Genomic DNA, 18,841 nt, shown 5'->3' with positions numbered 1-18,841 from the left:
TGTATAAATTGCTGTTGTATAATAAATTTTATTATGTTTTAAGAATCAGAAGAGGTAGCCATGCAAAACAAAATTATCGTTATGTTTCAAAAAGATTTTCGTTTATATGATAACCCAGCTCTATTTGAGGCTGTTCAGTCCGGGGAGGTTCTTCCGGTATATGTACAAGATGAAACTTTTTCAATAGGAAGTGCGGCAAAGTGGTGGTTACACCATGCTGTAATAGATGTAAAGAAGCAACTTGAGGCATTGGGCTCTACTTTAATAATTCGTAAAGGACGTACGGAGGAAGAAATACTTTCTCTCATAGAACAATTAGATATAACGGCTGTATATTGGAATATTTGCTATGATCCGGACAGATTACAATCTAATCAAAAAATGAAAATGATGTTAGAAGATAAAGGTATTATTTGTAAGGAATTTAATTCGCATTTATTATTAGAACCGTGGATTATAAAAAAGAAGGACAACACTGAATATAAGGTGTTTACGCCTTTTTACAATGCATTTCAAAAGCAGGTAATACCTAAACCTATTAGCAAAGTGCAGAGTATAAAATGGGGAAGCTCTTTACCAGCAAGCTTATCTGTTTCAGAATTACACTTGCTGCCAACTATACCGTGGACATCTCATATTGAATCAATATGGGAGCCTACAGAGGAAGGGGCATACAAAACATTCAAGAAATTTTTCTCTAGCAAATTAGCCTCTTATAGTGAAGGAAGAGATTTTCCAAATCAAAATGCTCATTCGATGTTGGCGCCATATCTTTCATTTGGCCAAATATCAGTGAAGTTAATGTATCATTACTTAATAAATAAAAGTACCGAAAGACAATGTAGTCTTTTTGAAAAACAAGTGAATAGTTTTATACGCCAATTAATTTGGCGAGAGTTTTCTTATTATTTGCTATATCACTATCCGTTTACAGTATATAAACCTCTTAATAAAAACTTTGAACATTTTCCGTGGAATAAGGAAGAGGAGTTATTAAGAGTATGGCAAAAAGGTGAAACTGGTTATCCGTTTATTGACGCGGGAATGCGGGAGCTTTGGAAAACAGGTTTTATGCATAATCGGACAAGAATGGCTGTAGCCTCTTTTCTTGTAAAGCATTTGTTAATTCCGTGGCAAGAAGGAGCAAAATGGTTTATGGATACACTACTAGATGCTGATATTGCAAATAATACAATGGGATGGCAATGGGTTGCTGGAAGTGGAGCAGATGCATCACCGTACTTTCGTATTTTTAATCCTATCACACAAGGAGAAAAGTTTGATAAAAATGGAGAGTATATAAGAAAATGGGTACCAGAATTAAGAGATATACCGAATAAGTATATACATAAACCTTGGGAAGCACCTGAGCATATTTTACAAAAGGCCAATATAAAGCTTGGTAATACATATCCTTTGCCAGTCGTTGATCATAAGGCAGCAAGAGAGAGAGCACTGTGTGCATATAAAAGTATGAAAGAGTTCGTATAAAATAGATTAAACGATATGTATTTGAAATTTAAATATTAGAAATTTATCCATTACAAGGGCATACTAATCATATAAAGTTTCTATAATCTTCTAGTAAAAAGGAGAATGTTTATGAAAAAATCTAGTATTATAGTATTTTTACTAACATATGGTTTGTTTTATGTTTCTAGTGTTTTATTCCCTATTGATCGTACTTGGTATGATGCGTTAGAAAAGCCGTCTTGGACACCTCCTGGTATGACAATCGGAATGATATGGGCTGTATTATTTGGACTTATTGCATTATCAGTTGCAATTATTTACAACAACTATGGATTCAAGCCAAAAACATTTTGGTTTGTATTCCTTTTAAATTATATGTGCAATCAAGCGTTCAGCTACTTTCAATTCAGTCAAAAAAATTTGTTTTTAGCAACAGTAGACTGTTTACTAGTCGCTATTACTACGTTACTTCTCATTATGTTTTCTTCCAATTTATCTAAAGTATCGACATGGTTGCTAATTCCATATTTTTTATGGTCTGCATTTGCTACATATTTATCTTGGACAATTTATAGTATAAATTAAAGACGTAAATGAAAACTTGAGCACAATAAAAATGCTCGAGTTTTTATGTTTATTAATGATAATCTAAAGTATAGAATATATACATCTTAGGGAGGTCATACATATGAAGAAATGGATGAAAATTGTTCTGTACTCTTTACTTGGTATTTTACTTATAGGGAGTATTACTTTTTTTACTTGGTCCCAGTTTACTTACAAACCAACGAAAGAGGCTTTGTCGTTAGTGAATGATAAAAAAGATGAAGATAATATAGTTTTTGGACAGAAAGATGCTAAAATAGGGGTTGTTTTTTATCAAGGTGCTAAAGTAGAAGCTGAAGCTTATAGTTACTTAGGAGAAGCTCTTGCAAAAGATGGGCATTTTGTAGTAATGCCTAAGTTACCATTAAACTTAGCGATACTTGGAATCAATGCGGTAGATAGTGTAATTGAACAGTACCCTGAAGTTCAAAAATGGTACGTTGCTGGACATTCAATGGGCGGAGCTATGATTTCTAAGTATGCCTTTCAGAATGAAGACAAGGTAGATGGGATCATTTTCTTAGGCTCTTATCCTGCAGATGATTTCTCTACAAAATCGATTCCAATGTTATCTATTTATGGAGAAGTAGATGCTTTAGCAACTGTAGAAAAAATAGAGAACAATAAAAAGTTAATGTCAAAGAATACAACTATGCACATGATAAAAGGCGGAAACCATGCTCATTTTGGCATGTATGGTGAGCAAAAAGGTGATAATGCAAGCTTAATTACGTCAAAAGCACAACGGGATGAAACAGTTAAAGTAATTGAAGAATGGTTGTTAAAACAATGATAACGAACTTAATAAATCGATCGAAAGAATTCTCCAAACGGTAGATGGGAGCGATAATAAAGAGCCAACTCGTACGAATTGGCTCTTTTATTTCTTTGCTATCTCCAATTGTCCCCTTATTTTCTCTGGAATGTCCTTTTCAGAAATAATATCGTAGGAATAGACATACTTACCTTTCACATGAATTTTTAAGTAAATTTTTCTTGTAAAATCATTAGGCGTGTTCGTTCCAACTTTATATTCTTTTTCATTGCTTAATTCATCAACACCTTTTAGTGAGTACATAGCTCTTCCTTTATGATGATAATCTGGAACACCATATCCTTTCGCAACGGCATATACATTCTTTTCTTCAGCAATCGGATTAAATCTGTCTAAATCTCCGCGTAATATGAAAGGTAGTAAGTATATAGGGAGGCCTATTCCTAGTATGCAAATTACAAATTTCTTCATGATCGTTTCTCCTCTTGTTCATTTACATGATTCAGTATAGAAAAAAATTCTTATAAATATAGAGGGAAATTCCTTAAGGTTTTCTTAATAAAGTTTAACCGTGTGAAAAAAGACTAACTTGAGCAGTAAGCTTACGGAATGAATAGCCAAATAACCTGTTTTCTTTATTTTTTGAGGATAGGTTATTAGGTTTTATATTGGTATGAGTGAATTAAGAAATAAGTGAGATTTAGGAAATAGAATAAATTTATTTTACAGTAATAAGAGAATTAACTAAATAAATGAGAGTGAGAACAATTAAAGAAAGCATCTAGTGGGGTGCTTTTTTCTTTTGAAACAGAGAATCTCATGGGTCATTTACATGTAAATTAGTGCTGTGCTTCTAAGTCCTTGGAAAATCCAACAATAAAAAAAGAGGGGGAGGGCATTTTTTATTGAAGTTTGTTAATGATAGATTTTTAATTAGTTAGGGGGGATCGTAAAATAGATTATTAATCTCTTTGATAATTTTTATTTTCCTTATAGTTGGCATACTGTATTAGAAATTTTAAATTTTGAAAGGAGAATCAATAAGTATGGGTAAGAAAAGAAGAACAAGTAATAAGTTATTACTTGTTAGTGCGATTTTTTCAATAACAATTCCCTCAGTCTCATATGCGGAGGAAGTAATTTTACCTGAAAATTTTACGAGTTCTTCAAGTTTGTATGAGGGACGGAATACGGAAGTATTGAAAACAAGCTTATATCCTGATACATATAATTATCCGTTTAACCATCAATTTATTTCGAAATTAAAGGAAGCAAACACAACTATAGAAAAAGTAGACAATAGTGATGATGAAAATCCTATTATATCTACTACTCTTTCATTTATTCGTCATATGAATAGTGAAGATTATAAATCTGCATTTGATTTAACCTCAAGGTCATTACAGAAAATAATATCCGAAGAATGGCTGAAGAGCTATTGGGAGGGACTCCCAGTACAATTACAAGCAGGTTCTTTTATAGAAATTGGAGAGGTTACACAAAAAGAGACAAATCCTGTTCATACAAATGTGGAGATTCAATTAGTTTTTGAAAAAATGACTGTACCTTTACTAATTAAACTAGATCCATCTGGAAAAATAGACGATTTTCAACTAAGCATGTCGTTTAGTCCTGTTGCAGAGCGTCCATCATATAGTAAGCCTGAATCATTTGTTGATAAAGAAGTAGTAGTTGGAAGTGGTGCATTTCCATTACCAGGAACATTGTCGGTTCCAAAAGGAAAGGGTCCTTTTCCAGCGGTTATTCTTGTTCAAGGATCAGGAGCAACCGATCAGGATGAAACAGCGTTTGCTTTAAAACCATTTCGCGATTTAGCTGAAGGTCTTGCATCGAAGGGAATTGCTGTTCTTCGCTATAATAAAAGAACTTATGAACATGGGTTGAAAACACAATTTAGTCCCTTTTATACAGTTGATAAAGAGACAACAGATGATGCTCTTTTTGTAACTCAATTTCTTAAAAATGAGCCTCTAATAAATAAGAATCAAATATATATTCTTGGTCATAGTCAAGGTGGAATGATGCTTCCGAAAATGATTGAAAAAGACCAAAATAATAATATTGCTGGGGCAATTGTAATGGGTGGGCCAGCTCGTACGATCCAAGACGTTGTTTTAGATCAATTTGAGTACCTTTTTTCTATTGGAGCAATGAATCTAGATGAATATAAATTCTACAAAGCACAATTTGAATTATTAAATGATCCAAATTTCTCTAGTCAGAATCCCCCAAAAGATTTTTACTTAGGATCAGCAATATTTTGGGATTCTATCCGAAAAATTAAAGCAGCCGAAATGTCAAAAGAACAAAAGACACCGCTTCTTATTATTCAAGGGGAAAGAGACTATCAAGTTCAATCAAAAATCGAAATTCCTCTTTGGAAAGAACAATTAAAAGAACGAGATAACGTCGATTATCGACTATATCCGAAGTTAAATCATTTCTTTACAGAAGGTGATGGAGAAATAAGTAAACCGGATGAATATTATAGTCCTGCTAATATCCCTGAGTATGTTATAAATGACATTGCTGCTTGGGTGCAAGGAAGATCGCAATTAAATTAGCAACTATATGTTTTAATAAAGACTTTCTTTCTGTAATCAAACTAGAAACATTATTAGGTTATATGTTTTTTAGCACTCTTTTAAAAAGAGTGCTTTTTTATTTTCCTAGGATTTAATTAACGAAAAAAATATCTTGTACTCCTTTTGTAACTTTTTCTAAATAGAAATTTTCTATAAAACAATTGGCTTGCCTTCCAAACAAATCGTTATTTGTAGCACTTTTATCAAAGCAAACTTCTCGTGACATCGCTGTGATATTCAAAAACATTTATAACTTATTTTATGAAATTTTTTGAAAATTTAGGTTTAACATCTTTAAAATAGGTGTATTACATATTACATAACAACTAAATAAAAAAATAAAAAATTTAAAGGAGGAAAAATACAATGCACAAGAATGAAAGAAAACCGGTGGTTCATGAATATGAAAATGAACAGGAAGTAGTTATGAAAGTAAAAGAGCTAGAATTGCAAGGGATTCACCAAGATGACATGTATGTCTTAACACATGAAAAACATCTAACAAAAAAGATTGCGGATGATACAAACACAAATACGATTGGAGTAAAAGAACAAGGATTGGGAACAAGTATTATCAACTTTTTCTCCAAAAAAGGGGACGAACTTCGAAATCAAATGGAAGAAATGGGATTGTCGAAGGAGGAAGCTAACTTATATGAAGAAAAGCTAGATCAAGGGAGGATTTTACTCCTAGTAACAGCTGAAACACCAATGGCGAGTGATAGGAAGTCGCAAACCTATCATTCTCTCTAATAGATTGCAATAGGTAAGGTAATTATTTTAAGTTGTAGCATTGAAGAAAATAAAAGTAGAGAAGGGTGAGAAAAATGAAACATACAATATTTAAATATGCTGTGATTGGGATTACGACCGGAGTCATCGTCTCCCTATTAAAAAAAGAAAATCGGAAAGCTATACAAACAAAAGGAAAAAGCGTAAAAGAAAAACTACAAGAAGGAAACATAAAGGAAACATTGGAGAAGGTAACTGAGACAAGTAAACAATTCTCTGCAACTGCAGCTAATGTTGCAAAACAAACATTACCACAATTGCTTACAGCCACACCAGTTGTCATTTCTACCATTAAAGACTTAACAGAAAACGAAAGTAACAAAAAGAAAAAAGATGAAAAGGATTACGAAATAAATGAAAATAGTAGGAACCTAGACGGAGAAAAAACGGAAAATGAAAAGAAATATGTGAAAGAAGGGAAAGAAGAGAAAGAAGAGAAAGAAGAGAGTGCCTAGATTTAATTCTTAAAAGAGAAAGTGAGGAAAAAAGTATGAAATCTCTGTATGCAATTGATGTAGGAATTGGCTTTACCAAGCGGGCATATCGACAGGATGTAGATTCTGAGATGACGATTAAGAGTGAAGCTTCCACACTAGCCCCTGTACCTAATCATACTGACAGTGAAGATTTAACAAAGGTGAGTTTTATAGACTTAGACTTTGCATACTACATGGGAAATGAAGCACATCAATCTGACGCTTCATTGCTTCCTCCATTTAATGAAGAAATAGAAAATTATTATGAAAGCGAACAGTTTAAACAACAAATATTTGGTTGCATTGCAAAGGATTATAAAGAAAATGTCGTGTTACCTTTAGTTGTTACCGGGCTTCCAGTCACTTGTTTTGGTAGTCAGCACGAGCAATTACAACATGCACTAAAAAAAGAAACTTCCGTGCAAATTGATGGGAAATTTATTAATATTACGGTGGAAAATGCTTTGATTCTTCAGCAACCAGTCGCTTTACATGCCTATTTCTTAAAAGAGGGAATCATTCAGGAACAAGATCGCATCTTAATTATTGATGGTGGATTTTGTACATTAGAAATGGCAGATATGAAACAGAATCTCATTTTAAATCATTATGAGACGGAACTAGGATGTAGCAAGCCTTTGAAAAATATTAAGAATATCCTGCAGAATCATGCGGGTGAAAGTAATCAATTGCATATTAACGACATGCCAAAAATATTAGAAAAAGGATATGGAGATCGAGACGAAAATTATGAGACAAGTCAGGTGGATATTTTAATTCAAAAAGAGTTGGATGCACACTTCCAAGACGTCATGCGTGTATTACAAGAACAATTTAAGTTAGACCAGTATGATACTATTATTTGGACCGGAGGAATAGTAGATATCCACAAAAAACGAATTGAAAAAATGCAAGGTGAAATTGCTTCTTTCCGTATGGTAGACGCTTCAAAAGAGGCCGCGCTTCATGGATACTATATTATTGGAAGTCAAGTATTTGAGGACATCACCAATCAATCTGCACAAAAATCCCAATTATAATAACGATCGAAATGAATTTTGTTGAATAGAACTGCTAAATTATAGGGCTTGATTTCCATATATAATAAATTATTTATAAGAAAAGATAAAAAGTGCTTGTATAGAGGAAATGTTTAAAATTGAGAATAAAAATAACTAATATATAGGGGGTCTTTCTTTTAAAAGAATAAGACCTCCTATGCCATTTATTTTGTAATTTAGATGATTTAAAAACTTTTCCTCCAAGATATGAATACCTACATACAAATTTCATATTACGGATATGATTCGATCAAACATAAAACTATTTAGAAAGGAAGAATAATATGGAATGCATAAAAATGACGAAATGGAGTTGGTATCATGTGAAAACTAGTGAGCTTGAAAAACTTTCTTCTATAATCCCTCGTGATGTAACATCTTATTTCTCTCAATTTGTAAAGAAAATAAGTTCTCCTTGTGAAAATGGATTATATGTTTATACGTTATCACCAAGTCAAACTTGTGTATATGGTTCGTTTTTATATGATCAAGATAAAAAGGATGCCAAAATTCAAAAATTTATTCATTATTTCGTAGCTCATGGAATACTGATAACAGTCCAGGAAAAAGAGGAAGAGGATTTCCAAAAATTAATACATAATTTCCCTATGGGTATAAAAAATTGTAATAGTTCCGCTGAAGGAGTATGTGCTATCTTATCAATATTTATATCTCACTATTTACGAAAGGTTGACTATTTTGAAAACAATTTCAGAAATGTATTATGGGATTTTTATCATCATAATAACATAGCAGTTTTAGAAAGAATTTATCATATTCGTCATGAATTATTTATGAACACACATGTGTTTCGCTTAATACAGGAAGTGTTACAAGGCTTGGAGGAAGCTTGGTTAGAAAACTTAACAAACACCCTTTGTTATAAACAAACACACGTAAAATTAGAGCGTGGATTACAACTTGTTAAAGAGTACCAAGAAGAATTAGACACGATGATTCATTTACAAGAAGTTGTTTCTTCTCATCGTGGGAATGAAATTATGAAAGCTCTTACTGTATTAACTGCTGTGAGTACGCCTTTGACAGCTTTAGGAGCATTATGGGGAATGAATTTTAAATACATGCCTGAACTAGAATGGAAATATAGCTATTTAATCGCTCTCTTATTTATTATTTTCACAACAGGGGGTATGTATTTATATATGCGAGTCAAAGGATGGACAGGTGATTTATTACGAGTAAAGAAAAAGAAATCTTTTTTTAAATCTAATTAATCCTGTTTATAAAAAATATGATAGATATATAGTTAATAATATTTATTAATTGGGGTAGTGCCATATCCCTATCAAGTTAAAGTTTTGATGTCCCCGCAATGATAAAAATTGTGAATATTTATATGAAAGATTAGAGCTCTCCTTCTTGTAGGAGGGCTCTAATCTTTGTTTAAAAACTATAGCATATACATGGGCAGACTCAATATGTGAACTTTGTCCGGATTCAATTTAGAATATAAAAAAGGAGAACTTGCGTTAGAATACAAGCTCTCTTTAAAAGAAATAACGTAATTGAGATACTTATATATTAACAATTTTTTCTTCTAATTCCATATTTCTTATGTTGAGAAATAAATGATAAGGGGCTTAATAAAACTAAAATGAATTATTGACATAATATTTAGACGATAATATAATAAATCTCGAATTCAAGATAACTTGTAAAGGATTGGTAATTATGAGTGTGATTAATGATGAGAGCTTATCTTTAAAGTTATTTGTTACATTATCAAGGGCAGCACAGGCAATTACTAAGCGTATTGAAGAGGATATAAAAAGTTATGGACTTAATCCAACTGAATTTGCAGTGCTTGAGCTACTATATAGTAAAGGCGATCAGCCTATACAAAAAATTGGAGGGAAAATATTACTTGCAAGTAGTAGTATCACGTATGTAGTGGATAAGTTGGAAAAGAAGAGGTTCTTAATACGAAAACCATGTCCAAAAGACCGCCGTGTCACGTATGCGTCAATTACTTCAGATGGTATTCAGTTAATGGATAGTATTTTTCCTCAGCATAAAGAGGCGATTCGGCATATATTTGGTGGTTTGGACTATATTGAGAAAAAAATGATAATCGAAAAGTTGAAAAAATTAGGGTATTATGCACTCGAACTATAAATTTTTAGAAATATATCTCGAATTAGTAATGTCCTAATTAAATCTAATTTAAATAAATAGGAGGAAAAATTAATAAATGGTAGTAAATTTATTATAATACAAAATGAATAAACCATGTAATTTCAATTGGTATAGCATGAAATAAAGTTGTTATGTTAACGTATACATATCGTCCTTTAAATTATAAATCTTTCATAAAGCGGAGAGTGGGTATCAAGAATGGAATTACGTCATTTAGAGTATTTTATTCAAGTTTGTAATAATAATAGTTTCACTAAAGCTGCGGAAGTTCTAGGTATTTCACAGCCGACTTTAAGTCAACAAATCCGTGTTTTAGAAGGGGAACTTGATACACCCTTGTTTCATCGAGTTGGAAGAGGTATCAAAATGACAGAAGCGGGTAAGCTGCTATTTGATAAAGGAAAATTTATCATGCAACAATTTGATGACGTGTATAATGAAATTTTTGAATTAAAGGGTGTAAAAAGAGGTGTGATTACTATAGGAGGTTTATTAGAGGATCTCACTTATTTAACACCTTATATTATGAAGTTTCAACAACATTATCCCAACATTGTAGTAAAGATTATAGAATCCGAAGTTGCTGTAAATCAAATCGTTGACAAAAATATTGATTTCGGGATTACACGTAGTGCTCAAATTCCAGACATATTAACAAGCACCCTTTTGTATAGTGAAGAGCTCGTCCTTGTAATTCCAAAAAATCATCCTTTGAATGAAAAATCATTTGTTTCTTTTCGAGAATTAGTAGGGCTGAGTAGAATAATGGTTTCATGTAGTTGTCGTGAATCTATTAAGATATATTGTGAGAGTTTAGGGTTATCTTTATCTGAAGCAAATATAGAAACAAAATCTTCTATTTCTCTATTGAGCCTTGTATACAATGGACATGGGGTTGCCATAATACCTCTTTCACTGGTTAACTTTGTTAATAATGATACTTTGAGCATAGTTCGTATTACTGATCCAACACCAAGCCAAGATATTAATCTTATTCACTTTGATGATAAATTTTTAAGTTTTGCAGCACGTATCTTTATGCAGAAGTTAAATGATTCGCAAAAAGTATCAGTGTAATAGAAATAATAATGATTCTAGTGTAACAATTGAAAAATTAAGATCTATATTAAAGTCAAAGGGCAGTGGATTTATATGTGTGGTGTAGTCGATCAAGAGGGGGATACCATTGACTTTTAATTAAGGAAAAAAGGACAGACTTTGCAAGGAGAGAAGGCTATCAAAAACAAGTTAAGTTAATCAATCAATTCTTCGGTCTTATCGCATAGTAACACATTCCATGTAGGGATATACAATGCTATTTCGAATCTACATACCCTTATTGCAGAAAGAAAACCACCGGCATTATACCGGTGGTTTTGACTTAGAAAGCAAAGCAAGTACAACCGATACCCCATGTAGTTCCATCTTTTCCTATTACGGTATGAGTGTGTTGATGGAGAGGGTTACTGCAACTATGTAACTTGTTATCATGGGAATCGTGGGAAAGTATAGTGTTGGCTAGGTTAGCACCACCATAACCATAAACGCCCGTCGGTGACCAATCAGGTGATGCTGGCGGCAATTCAGGTGATAAATTTTTAAATTCATCATTTCCATAAACAACCTGCCCCCCCATAATGGTGAGTAATGATTCAAGGTTTTTGATTTCTTCTTCTGGCACAGTAAAGTAGTCAGCAGACAATACAGCAAGATCAGCAAACTGACCTACTGCCAGGGTTCCCTTTTTACCTTCATCATCAGAGAACCACGCACTTCCTTTTGAATATAATTCCAGGGCTACTTTTCTATCAAGTTTATTTTTTTCATCGTATATGGAAAGCCCACCAATGGTTTTTCCGGCAACCATCCAGTAAAGGGCAACCCAAGGGTTATAGCTGGAAACCCTAGTTGCATCACTACCGGCGCCAACAGGTATACCAAGGTCTAACATACGATAAATCGGAGGAGTACGCTTTGCAGCTTCCTTTCCGTATAAATCAACAAAGTATTCACCTTGAAAAGCCATGCGGTCTTGGATGGCAATACCGCCATTTAAAGCCTTAACACGTTCCATACTACGATCTGAGATTGTTTCTGCATGGTCAAACCACCATCGTAGACCATTAAAAGGAATTTCACTGTTAACTTCCTCAAATACATTTAAGAAACGTGTGATTGACTCATCATAAGTTGCATGTAAACGGAAGGGCCAACGGTTTTCCACCAATAGAGAAATTACTTTCTTTAAGTCAGCTTCCATCATCGTAGCTAGTTCAGGCCGTGGCATTTGAAATTTTTCAAAATCGGCTGCTGAGAATACTAACATCTCTCCGGCACCATTCATTTTATACTTATCACTTCCTTGACCTGGAGAAACAATTTTTGCCCATGAAGCAAAGTCTTCATATTCATGATTTGGATTTTGCGTAAATAGATTATAAGCAATACGCAAAGTTAATTGTTCCTTCTCGGCTAAATGTTCAACAACTTTGTAATCATCCGGATAATTTTGGAATCCACCACCTGCGTCAATAGCACTTGTAATACCTAATCTATTTAATTCGCGCATAAAATGGCGAGTTGAGTTAATCTGGTCGTCAAAATTAAGTACTGGTGCTTTACCCAAACTTGAATAAAGAATAGAAGCGTTAGGATTCGCAATTAAAAGGCCTGTTGGATTACCTCGTTTATCCCGCTCAATTAAGCAGCCTGGAGGGTCTGGTGTATCTTTCGTATATCCCAGTGCATGCAGCCCTGCACGATTTACAAGTGCTCTATCGTAAAGATGTAGCACAAAGACAGGAGTGTGTTCAGAAACGGCATTAATTTCTTCCAAAGTTGGTAACCGTCTCTCTTTAAATTGAAATTCAGACCAACCTCCAACTACTCTTACCCACTGAGGAGCAGGTGTACGCCTTGCCTGTTCTTTGAGCATTTCTAGAGCAATAAAAAGTGATGGCACGCCTTCCCAACGTAATTCCATATTATAATGTAGACCACCACGAATAACGTGTATATGAGAGTCATTCAGGCCTGGAATAGCTCTCTTTCTTTTAAGGTCTATTTTCTTTGTTTTTTCCGTGGCACTATTAAGAAGCTCATCTCCACCTACTGCAGTGACTAAACCATCAGTTATGGCGATAGCAGATACCTCAGGTTGAGAAGGGTCAAGGGTAGTAATTTTTCCGTTATATAAGATCATATCCGGTAAAGTCATGTTCACACCTCGTCTACTTTCTATTATTTTGTAACCATGGATGAAATAATTTACCGAAAATCGGCATGACTACCCATGATAGCAAGGACACTATACATACAGAAACAAAAAAAGCTGACATAATAGGATTCATATGTTTTATAATAGGTCCTATCAATTTAGGAACTAACATGCTAAGAGGCCATACACCCAAAAGGGTAACGATAGACATTTTCCATTTTGGCGGTGGAACTGGCGTTTTCGGAGTAACAAACCAATAAGCCAAACTGCTTTCAGTTTTGTAAGTTGGATTAGTGGCTTGAAATTGCTCGGCCGTTTTTAACAAATCCCGGCGAACATCTGATTCTTTCCAAGCACGTAGATGCTCATACGTATCAAAGCGAAAAATAACAGTATACTCTCTGGATTCGTTACTTGGGACTATTAGATTTACACCTAAATGTCCTGGGAATTTAGTAGCCGCAGCCTCAATTTCATGTCTCCATGTTTCAAACTGTTTTTCTTTACCCTGTTGAATTTCCCATGTAACAATCGTTGTTACTGGATTAGCAGCATCCATTGTGTTCTCTGTATGAGTCTCTTCGACAGCTACTCCTTCTAGTTTCATATTTTTCTGCTTGGAAGCGCGCCGTGAACCATAGTATATGCGTATTCTACACCTTGACCATAAGCGCCAGTGTGTTCTTTTACAATCTCCATTACAGCATCATAAGTGTCTTTGTGTGCCCAATCACGTTGGTATTCAAGTAAAACTTGAATTGCTGTCACTGGAATTGCACCAGCTTGTTCTACACGACGCATAGCAGCGTTATGTGCTGTCAAACTAGTACCACCTGAAGCATCATCAACTGCATACACCTCATAGCCAGCTTTAATTGCTTCAAGCACAGGGAATGCAAGGCAAACTTCAGTCCAAAGTGCTGCAAATATTAATTTCTTTCTACCTGTTGCTTTAACTGCTTCAACAAATTTTGGATCTTCCCAAGAATTCATTGAACTGCGTTCTATAATTTCATGGTTTGGGAATATGTCAAGAATTTGCGGCCAAAAATAACCAGAAAAGCTGCGTGTTTCAACTGTAGTAAGAATAGTAGGTACGTTAAAAGTTTTTGCTGATTTAGCAAGCAGCATAACGTTATTAATCAATGTTTGTCTATCAATACTTGCAACTCCAAAAGTCATTTGAGGCTGAAAATCAATCAAAATTAAGGCACTGTTCTCCGGATTTAACAATTCTAAATTACTCATAATAAAACGCTCCTTTTTTAATTGTTTAAAATCAATATTATTGAAAATAATGTTTTTTCTGTTAATTAAAAAGAGAGTGCTGATTTAATCAGCACTAAATGTATACTATCCATTTTTTAAAAAGTGATTTAAAGCTATTTCCTTGAAATACATTTATGCATTTTGTTTACTAAGATCTCGCTGTGCGCCCATATAGCTTCCAATTATATTTTGATAGCCTGGAAGATTGCTAGCAAGCAAATTGCCAAAACCTTCGACATCGTTGCGCCAATCGCGTTGTAATTCGCAAGCTACGCTAAACCAGTTCATAAGTTGCACACCACTATGTGCCATACGAGTATTTGCAGCATCTGCAACTTGTTTATTGAAAGTACCTGAAGCATCAGTAACAGCAAATACTTCATATCCAGCTTTTATAGCGGAAAGTGCAGGGAAAGCAACACAAACGTCCGTAACTACGCCGGCGATGATAATTTGCTTTTTTCCAGTTTCTTCGATTGCTTTTACAAAATCATCATTATCCCATGCGTTAATTTGTCCAGGTCGAGCTATTTTTGGTGCATGAGGAAAGAGATCAACCAATTCTTGCATTAAAGGTCCGTTAGGTCCGTTTTCAAAACTTGTTGTTAAAATAACTGGTAAATCAAAAAACTTAGCAGTATGAGCAAGAGCTAAAACATTGTTCTTGAATTCATCAACACCATAGTCACGTACTAGTCCGGACATAAGACCAGTTTGATGATCTACTAAAAGCACGACAGCATCATCTTTGTTAATACGAGAATAGAGATCAGTCATTATGTATTCCTCCTAAAAATTAAGTAATCGAAGAAAGTTTAAATAGTCGAATACTATCATAAGTTTCTTCGTTTATAACTAAGCTGACCAATAATATTGGTTATAGCAGCATTCACAGAACATGAAGTGCTATACAAATTTATAGTATTTGAAAACTGATTCATTAATCAATTCTAAATTATCTATAATTTGTATAGGTCGTAACTATAGTTGTTTTCACTATAAAATAGATTGGTTTTACCTATACATCCTATAGATAGAACAATATTGATAGTCACCTATTTTTGTTATTACAATTGAATATGAGTAATGTTCAGTAATTATTTTATGATGAAAAAGGTATTAGAGGGGGGATTGTTCCAAAAGGAGAAAATGAATGCATTGGAACAATAGAGTTTCATACTTAGAGTTCACAACATAAACGTGCATGAATAGGTTATGACATTCATCCGGATTATTGAAAAAAAGGATACATATTAGAATATTTTTGGGAGGTAGAAGCATGGCTAAAATTACTGTAGGAACCGAAAATCAAGAACCAATTGAGATATATTATGAGGATCATGGCACAGGAAAACCAGTTGTACTCATTCATGGTTGGCCGTTAAGTGGTCGATCTTGGGAATACCAAGTTCCCGCTCTTGTTGAGGCTGGATACAGAGTTATAACATATGATCGTCGAGGATTTGGACAATCATCTCAGCCGTGGGAAGGGTATGAATATGATACCTTTACTTCTGATTTACATCAACTATTAGAACATTTAGAGCTTCAAAATGTCACACTTGTTGGTTTTTCTATGGGGGGAGGCGAAGTAGCCCGGTATATTAGTACGTATGGAACAGATCGTATTGAAAAGGCTGTTTTTGCTGGGGCAGTTCCTCCATATTTATACAAATCAGAGGATCATCCTGAAGGGGCATTAGATGATGCAACAATTGAAGCATTCAAAAGTGGTGTGATTAATGACCGACTTGCATTTCTTGATGAATTTACTAAGGGATTTTTCGCGGCTGGTAATCGAACAGATTTAGTTAGTGAGCCATTCCGTTTATATAATTGGGATATTGCAGCCAGTGCATCACCTAAAGGAACACTTGATTGTATTACCGCCTTTAGTAAGACAGATTTTAGAAAAGACTTGGAGAAGTTTAATATACCTACTCTTATTATTCACGGTGATTCTGATGCAACTGTACCATATGAATATAGTGGGAAATTAACACATGAAGCAATTCCTAATTCTAAAGTAGCCTTAATAAAGGGTGGTCCACATGGGCTAAATGCAACGCATGCTAAAGAATTTAATGAAGCACTCCTATTATTTTTAAAGGACTGATTACAACTATATAATTGTTAATTGATAAATTATAAACAAGTAAAAATAAATCTAAAAAAAGATGCTCTTGGATAAAGCCAGGAGCATCTTTTTTTAATGCGGAGTAGTGCACCACCGTAATCAATTCGAAGGATAGAAATCTTTCATAACGAAATTTCTATTCTTTTTTTAATGGTGGTAATGATATGTTAGGTTGATAAATATTCATTAGTTTCGAATTGAATATTCTTCTTAAAAGCAAAAATTTATTGATTAGAGTTTTTTTAGGTCTTTTAGATGTATTGCTATATTACGATCAAGATAATATTTTGAATAATCCTCCAAACAAAGAAACGCACATTTTCTTGTTTTGGGTAGTGAAGTTTCTTAAGTTGAGTGGGGCCCTTTACATCCTAATAAAAAAGTGTAGGCTTAAGCTTACAAATATTCATCCTCCACTTAAAATTGACGTTTTACACCTTCACATTTTTGAGGAAGGAGTTATTTGTCAGAAAACAATAAAATATTATTAATTTTTATAATTAGTAGAATTTTTGTAGAAATAATTCTCTTAATATATTAAAATAACATCGTATTATGTCAGATTTTAATTAGGGGAGAGAAATTTTATGTTGAAAAAAATCATTCCAGTTGCTTTAGCATTAAGTACAGTTACTTTTACTAGTGTATTTGCTGCGCCTTCAATCCAAGCAAGTACAGAACAAAACCGCTACATAGATGTACAAATGCTCGGTATTAACGATTTTCATGGGCAACTAGACACTGTAAAAAAAATTAACAATAAAGATGCAGGGGGAATTGAGTACTTAGGGGCTTATTTACGTGATCGTGAAAAACAAAATCAAAATACATTAAAGGTACATGCTGGAGATGTTGTTGGAGCAAGTACTCCTGTTTCAGCATTATTACAAGACGAACCTACAATTGAATTTCTAAATGATTTGAAATTCGATGTTGGAACGATAGGAAATCATGAATTTGATGAAGGTGTTGAAGAAATGAACCGCCTTATTTATGGTGGATACCATGAGAAAACAGGGAATTTTAAAGGAGCAAAATTCCCATATGTTGCTGCAAATTTCTATAATAAATCCACCGGTCGTTTATTTTTACCACCATTCACTATAAAAAAGGTACAAGGAGTTCCTGTTGGATTTATCGGAGTCGTAACAACGGATGTTCCTAATCTTGTTATGCCTACTATGCTAAAGAATGTAGAAATTACAGATGAAGTTGAAGCTATTAACAAATCCGTAAAGCAATTAAAAAAACTAGGCGTTAAATCTATCGTTGTTCTTGCACATAACGGAGGTATAACAGATGGGAACGGCGTAACAAATGGTGATATCGTCCAATTAGCAAATGAGACTGATCCAGAAGTCGATGTTATTTTTGGTGGGCATAGCCACACCTATGTAAATGGAACTGTTAATAATAAACTTGTCGTACAAGCAAATTCATATGGTATGGCTTTTGCTGATGTTGATGTAAAGATTGATCGTAAAACACAAGATATTGTTGAGAAAAAAGCAGAAATTGTTACAACTTACCATGAAGGCATAGAGCCTGATAAAAAAATCAAGAAGAAGATGGAGAAATATCAAGCAAAAATCGCACCTCTTGTTAATGAAGTTGTAGGTAAGTCTATTGCGCCACTAGATCGCAAACTCAATACGGCTGGTGAATCTACTCTTGGAAATTTAGTTGCTGATGCCCAGCGTACAACAATGCAATCTCAAATTGCACTTATGAATCCTGGTGGTATTCGTAATGACTTAGATGCTGGTGATATTACATGGGGAGAGATATATGGTATTCAACCATTCGGAAATCAATTAATAAAAGTAAATTTAACAGGTCAAGACATTCGTGATATTTTAAATCAACAATGGCAAAAAGACATAACAAGAATGCTTCAAATTTCAGGAATCCAATACACTTGGGATGCGAACAAGCCTAATGGAGAAAAAGTAACAAGTATTCGCTTAACAAATGGAGAAGAAATCATTCCTTCTAAAACTTACAGCGTCGTTGCGAACGCATTTCTAGCTTCAGGTGGAGATGGATTTGTATCCTTTAAAAACGGTAAAGATGCTGAAACAGGACCAACTGATTTTGAAGCATTAGTAGATTATATAAAAAAATCAAAAGAACCAATTCAGTCTATTATTGATGGAAGAATTCAAAAAATAAATTAGTTTTTTATTAATCTCAAAAACAACTAGATTACCTGTGCACTATACTTTTTAGTGTGCAGGTAATCTATTTTTTATGGGCTTGAAATAAAGTCTTA

The 18,841-nt window shown here is 33.8% G+C and carries 18 protein-coding genes; 12 read left to right on the top strand and 6 right to left on the bottom strand.

What is annotated here, in order from left to right; all coding sequences use genetic code 11:
* The first annotated feature begins 60 nt into the window (after window positions 1-60).
* From DOS87_RS16550 to DOS87_RS16540, 3 genes are all read left to right on the top strand, one after another.
* The gene (locus DOS87_RS16550; RefSeq protein WP_001179983.1) at window positions 61-1,491 is read left to right on the top strand and encodes a cryptochrome/photolyase family protein; all 1,431 of its coding nucleotides are present in this window, start codon (window positions 61-63) and stop codon (window positions 1,489-1,491) included.
* A 111-nt stretch (window positions 1,492-1,602) separates the two neighbouring features.
* A complete protein-coding gene (locus tag DOS87_RS16545; protein ID WP_000749748.1) occupies window positions 1,603-2,058 on the top strand; it encodes a TspO/MBR family protein in 456 nt (151 codons plus the stop codon).
* Window positions 2,059-2,161: 103 nt separating this feature from the next.
* Entirely contained in the window at window positions 2,162-2,872 is a 711-nt protein-coding gene (locus DOS87_RS16540) for an alpha/beta hydrolase (protein ID WP_000759149.1), read from the top strand.
* Window positions 2,873-2,959: 87 nt separating this feature from the next.
* Here DOS87_RS16540 and DOS87_RS16535 read toward each other — a convergent pair whose 3' ends face one another.
* Entirely contained in the window at window positions 2,960-3,325 is a 366-nt protein-coding gene (locus DOS87_RS16535) for a YxeA family protein (RefSeq protein WP_000714889.1), read from the bottom strand.
* 575 nt (window positions 3,326-3,900) lie between these two features.
* Here DOS87_RS16535 and DOS87_RS16530 point away from each other — a divergent pair.
* The gene (locus DOS87_RS16530; RefSeq protein WP_139788931.1) at window positions 3,901-5,439 is read left to right on the top strand and encodes an alpha/beta hydrolase; all 1,539 of its coding nucleotides are present in this window, start codon (window positions 3,901-3,903) and stop codon (window positions 5,437-5,439) included.
* Window positions 5,440-5,551: 112 nt separating this feature from the next.
* On the opposite strand, the gene DOS87_RS30250 is transcribed toward DOS87_RS16530, so the two are convergent.
* Entirely contained in the window at window positions 5,552-5,707 is a 156-nt protein-coding gene (locus tag DOS87_RS30250; protein WP_098578009.1) for an acyl dehydratase, read from the bottom strand.
* Between the two features lie 119 nt (window positions 5,708-5,826).
* On the opposite strand from DOS87_RS30250, the gene DOS87_RS16525 reads away from it, so the two are divergent.
* From DOS87_RS16525 to DOS87_RS16500, 6 genes are all read left to right on the top strand, one after another.
* Window positions 5,827-6,213 carry a YflT domain-containing protein gene (locus DOS87_RS16525; protein WP_000549431.1) on the top strand — a complete coding sequence of 129 codons (387 nt, stop codon included), beginning with the start codon at window positions 5,827-5,829 and terminating at the stop codon, window positions 6,211-6,213.
* Between the two features lie 74 nt (window positions 6,214-6,287).
* Window positions 6,288-6,707, top strand: a complete 420-nt coding sequence (locus DOS87_RS16520) for a peptidase U61 (protein ID WP_097891407.1) — start codon at window positions 6,288-6,290, stop codon at window positions 6,705-6,707.
* A gap of 35 nt (window positions 6,708-6,742) precedes the next feature.
* Window positions 6,743-7,768 carry a ParM/StbA family protein gene (locus DOS87_RS16515; protein WP_208730020.1) on the top strand — a complete coding sequence of 342 codons (1,026 nt, stop codon included), beginning with the start codon at window positions 6,743-6,745 and terminating at the stop codon, window positions 7,766-7,768.
* Between the two features lie 305 nt (window positions 7,769-8,073).
* Window positions 8,074-9,024 (top strand): magnesium transporter CorA family protein, encoded by a 951-nt coding sequence (locus DOS87_RS16510; protein WP_079245723.1) that lies wholly within the window; start codon window positions 8,074-8,076, stop codon window positions 9,022-9,024.
* A gap of 457 nt (window positions 9,025-9,481) precedes the next feature.
* Complete coding sequence (locus tag DOS87_RS16505; protein ID WP_000111431.1) at window positions 9,482-9,925, top strand: MarR family winged helix-turn-helix transcriptional regulator; 444 nt, start codon at window positions 9,482-9,484, stop codon at window positions 9,923-9,925.
* Window positions 9,926-10,144: 219 nt separating this feature from the next.
* A complete protein-coding gene (locus DOS87_RS16500) occupies window positions 10,145-11,023 on the top strand; it encodes a LysR family transcriptional regulator (protein ID WP_000423185.1) in 879 nt (292 codons plus the stop codon).
* Window positions 11,024-11,327: 304 nt separating this feature from the next.
* Here the strand turns inward: DOS87_RS16500 and DOS87_RS16495 are convergent, their stop codons facing one another.
* The 4 genes from DOS87_RS16495 to ycaC all read right to left on the bottom strand — a co-directional run bounded on the left by DOS87_RS16495 (window position 11,328) and on the right by ycaC (window position 15,209).
* On the bottom strand, window positions 11,328-13,163 hold the full coding sequence (locus DOS87_RS16495; protein WP_000174494.1) for an amidohydrolase: 1,836 nt from the start codon (window positions 13,161-13,163) through the stop codon (window positions 11,328-11,330).
* A gap of 13 nt (window positions 13,164-13,176) precedes the next feature.
* The gene (locus DOS87_RS16490; RefSeq protein WP_098578011.1) at window positions 13,177-13,770 is read right to left on the bottom strand and encodes an antibiotic biosynthesis monooxygenase; all 594 of its coding nucleotides are present in this window, start codon (window positions 13,768-13,770) and stop codon (window positions 13,177-13,179) included.
* Window positions 13,767-14,411 (bottom strand): hydrolase, encoded by a 645-nt coding sequence (locus DOS87_RS16485; RefSeq protein WP_000067162.1) that lies wholly within the window; start codon window positions 14,409-14,411, stop codon window positions 13,767-13,769. Before DOS87_RS16485 ends, DOS87_RS16490 begins: the two co-directional genes overlap by 4 nt.
* 153 nt (window positions 14,412-14,564) lie before the next feature.
* Complete coding sequence (gene ycaC / locus DOS87_RS16480; RefSeq protein WP_000131212.1) at window positions 14,565-15,209, bottom strand: isochorismate family cysteine hydrolase YcaC; 645 nt, start codon at window positions 15,207-15,209, stop codon at window positions 14,565-14,567.
* Window positions 15,210-15,711: 502 nt separating this feature from the next.
* On the opposite strand from ycaC, the gene DOS87_RS16475 reads away from it, so the two are divergent.
* Together DOS87_RS16475 and DOS87_RS16470 are read left to right on the top strand one after the other, a co-directional pair.
* Window positions 15,712-16,548, top strand: a complete 837-nt coding sequence (locus tag DOS87_RS16475; RefSeq protein WP_001074328.1) for a bromoperoxidase — start codon at window positions 15,712-15,714, stop codon at window positions 16,546-16,548.
* Window positions 16,549-17,156: 608 nt separating this feature from the next.
* Entirely contained in the window at window positions 17,157-18,746 is a 1,590-nt protein-coding gene (locus DOS87_RS16470; protein ID WP_098578012.1) for a bifunctional metallophosphatase/5'-nucleotidase, read from the top strand.
* Window positions 18,747-18,841: the final 95 nt, after the last annotated feature.

It is taken from the genome of Bacillus sp. CR71 (assembly GCF_003429245.1).
Lineage (GTDB): Bacteria > Bacillota > Bacilli > Bacillales > Bacillaceae_G > Bacillus_A > Bacillus_A thuringiensis_S.
This window is presented reverse-complemented; position numbering and strand designations above follow the sequence as displayed.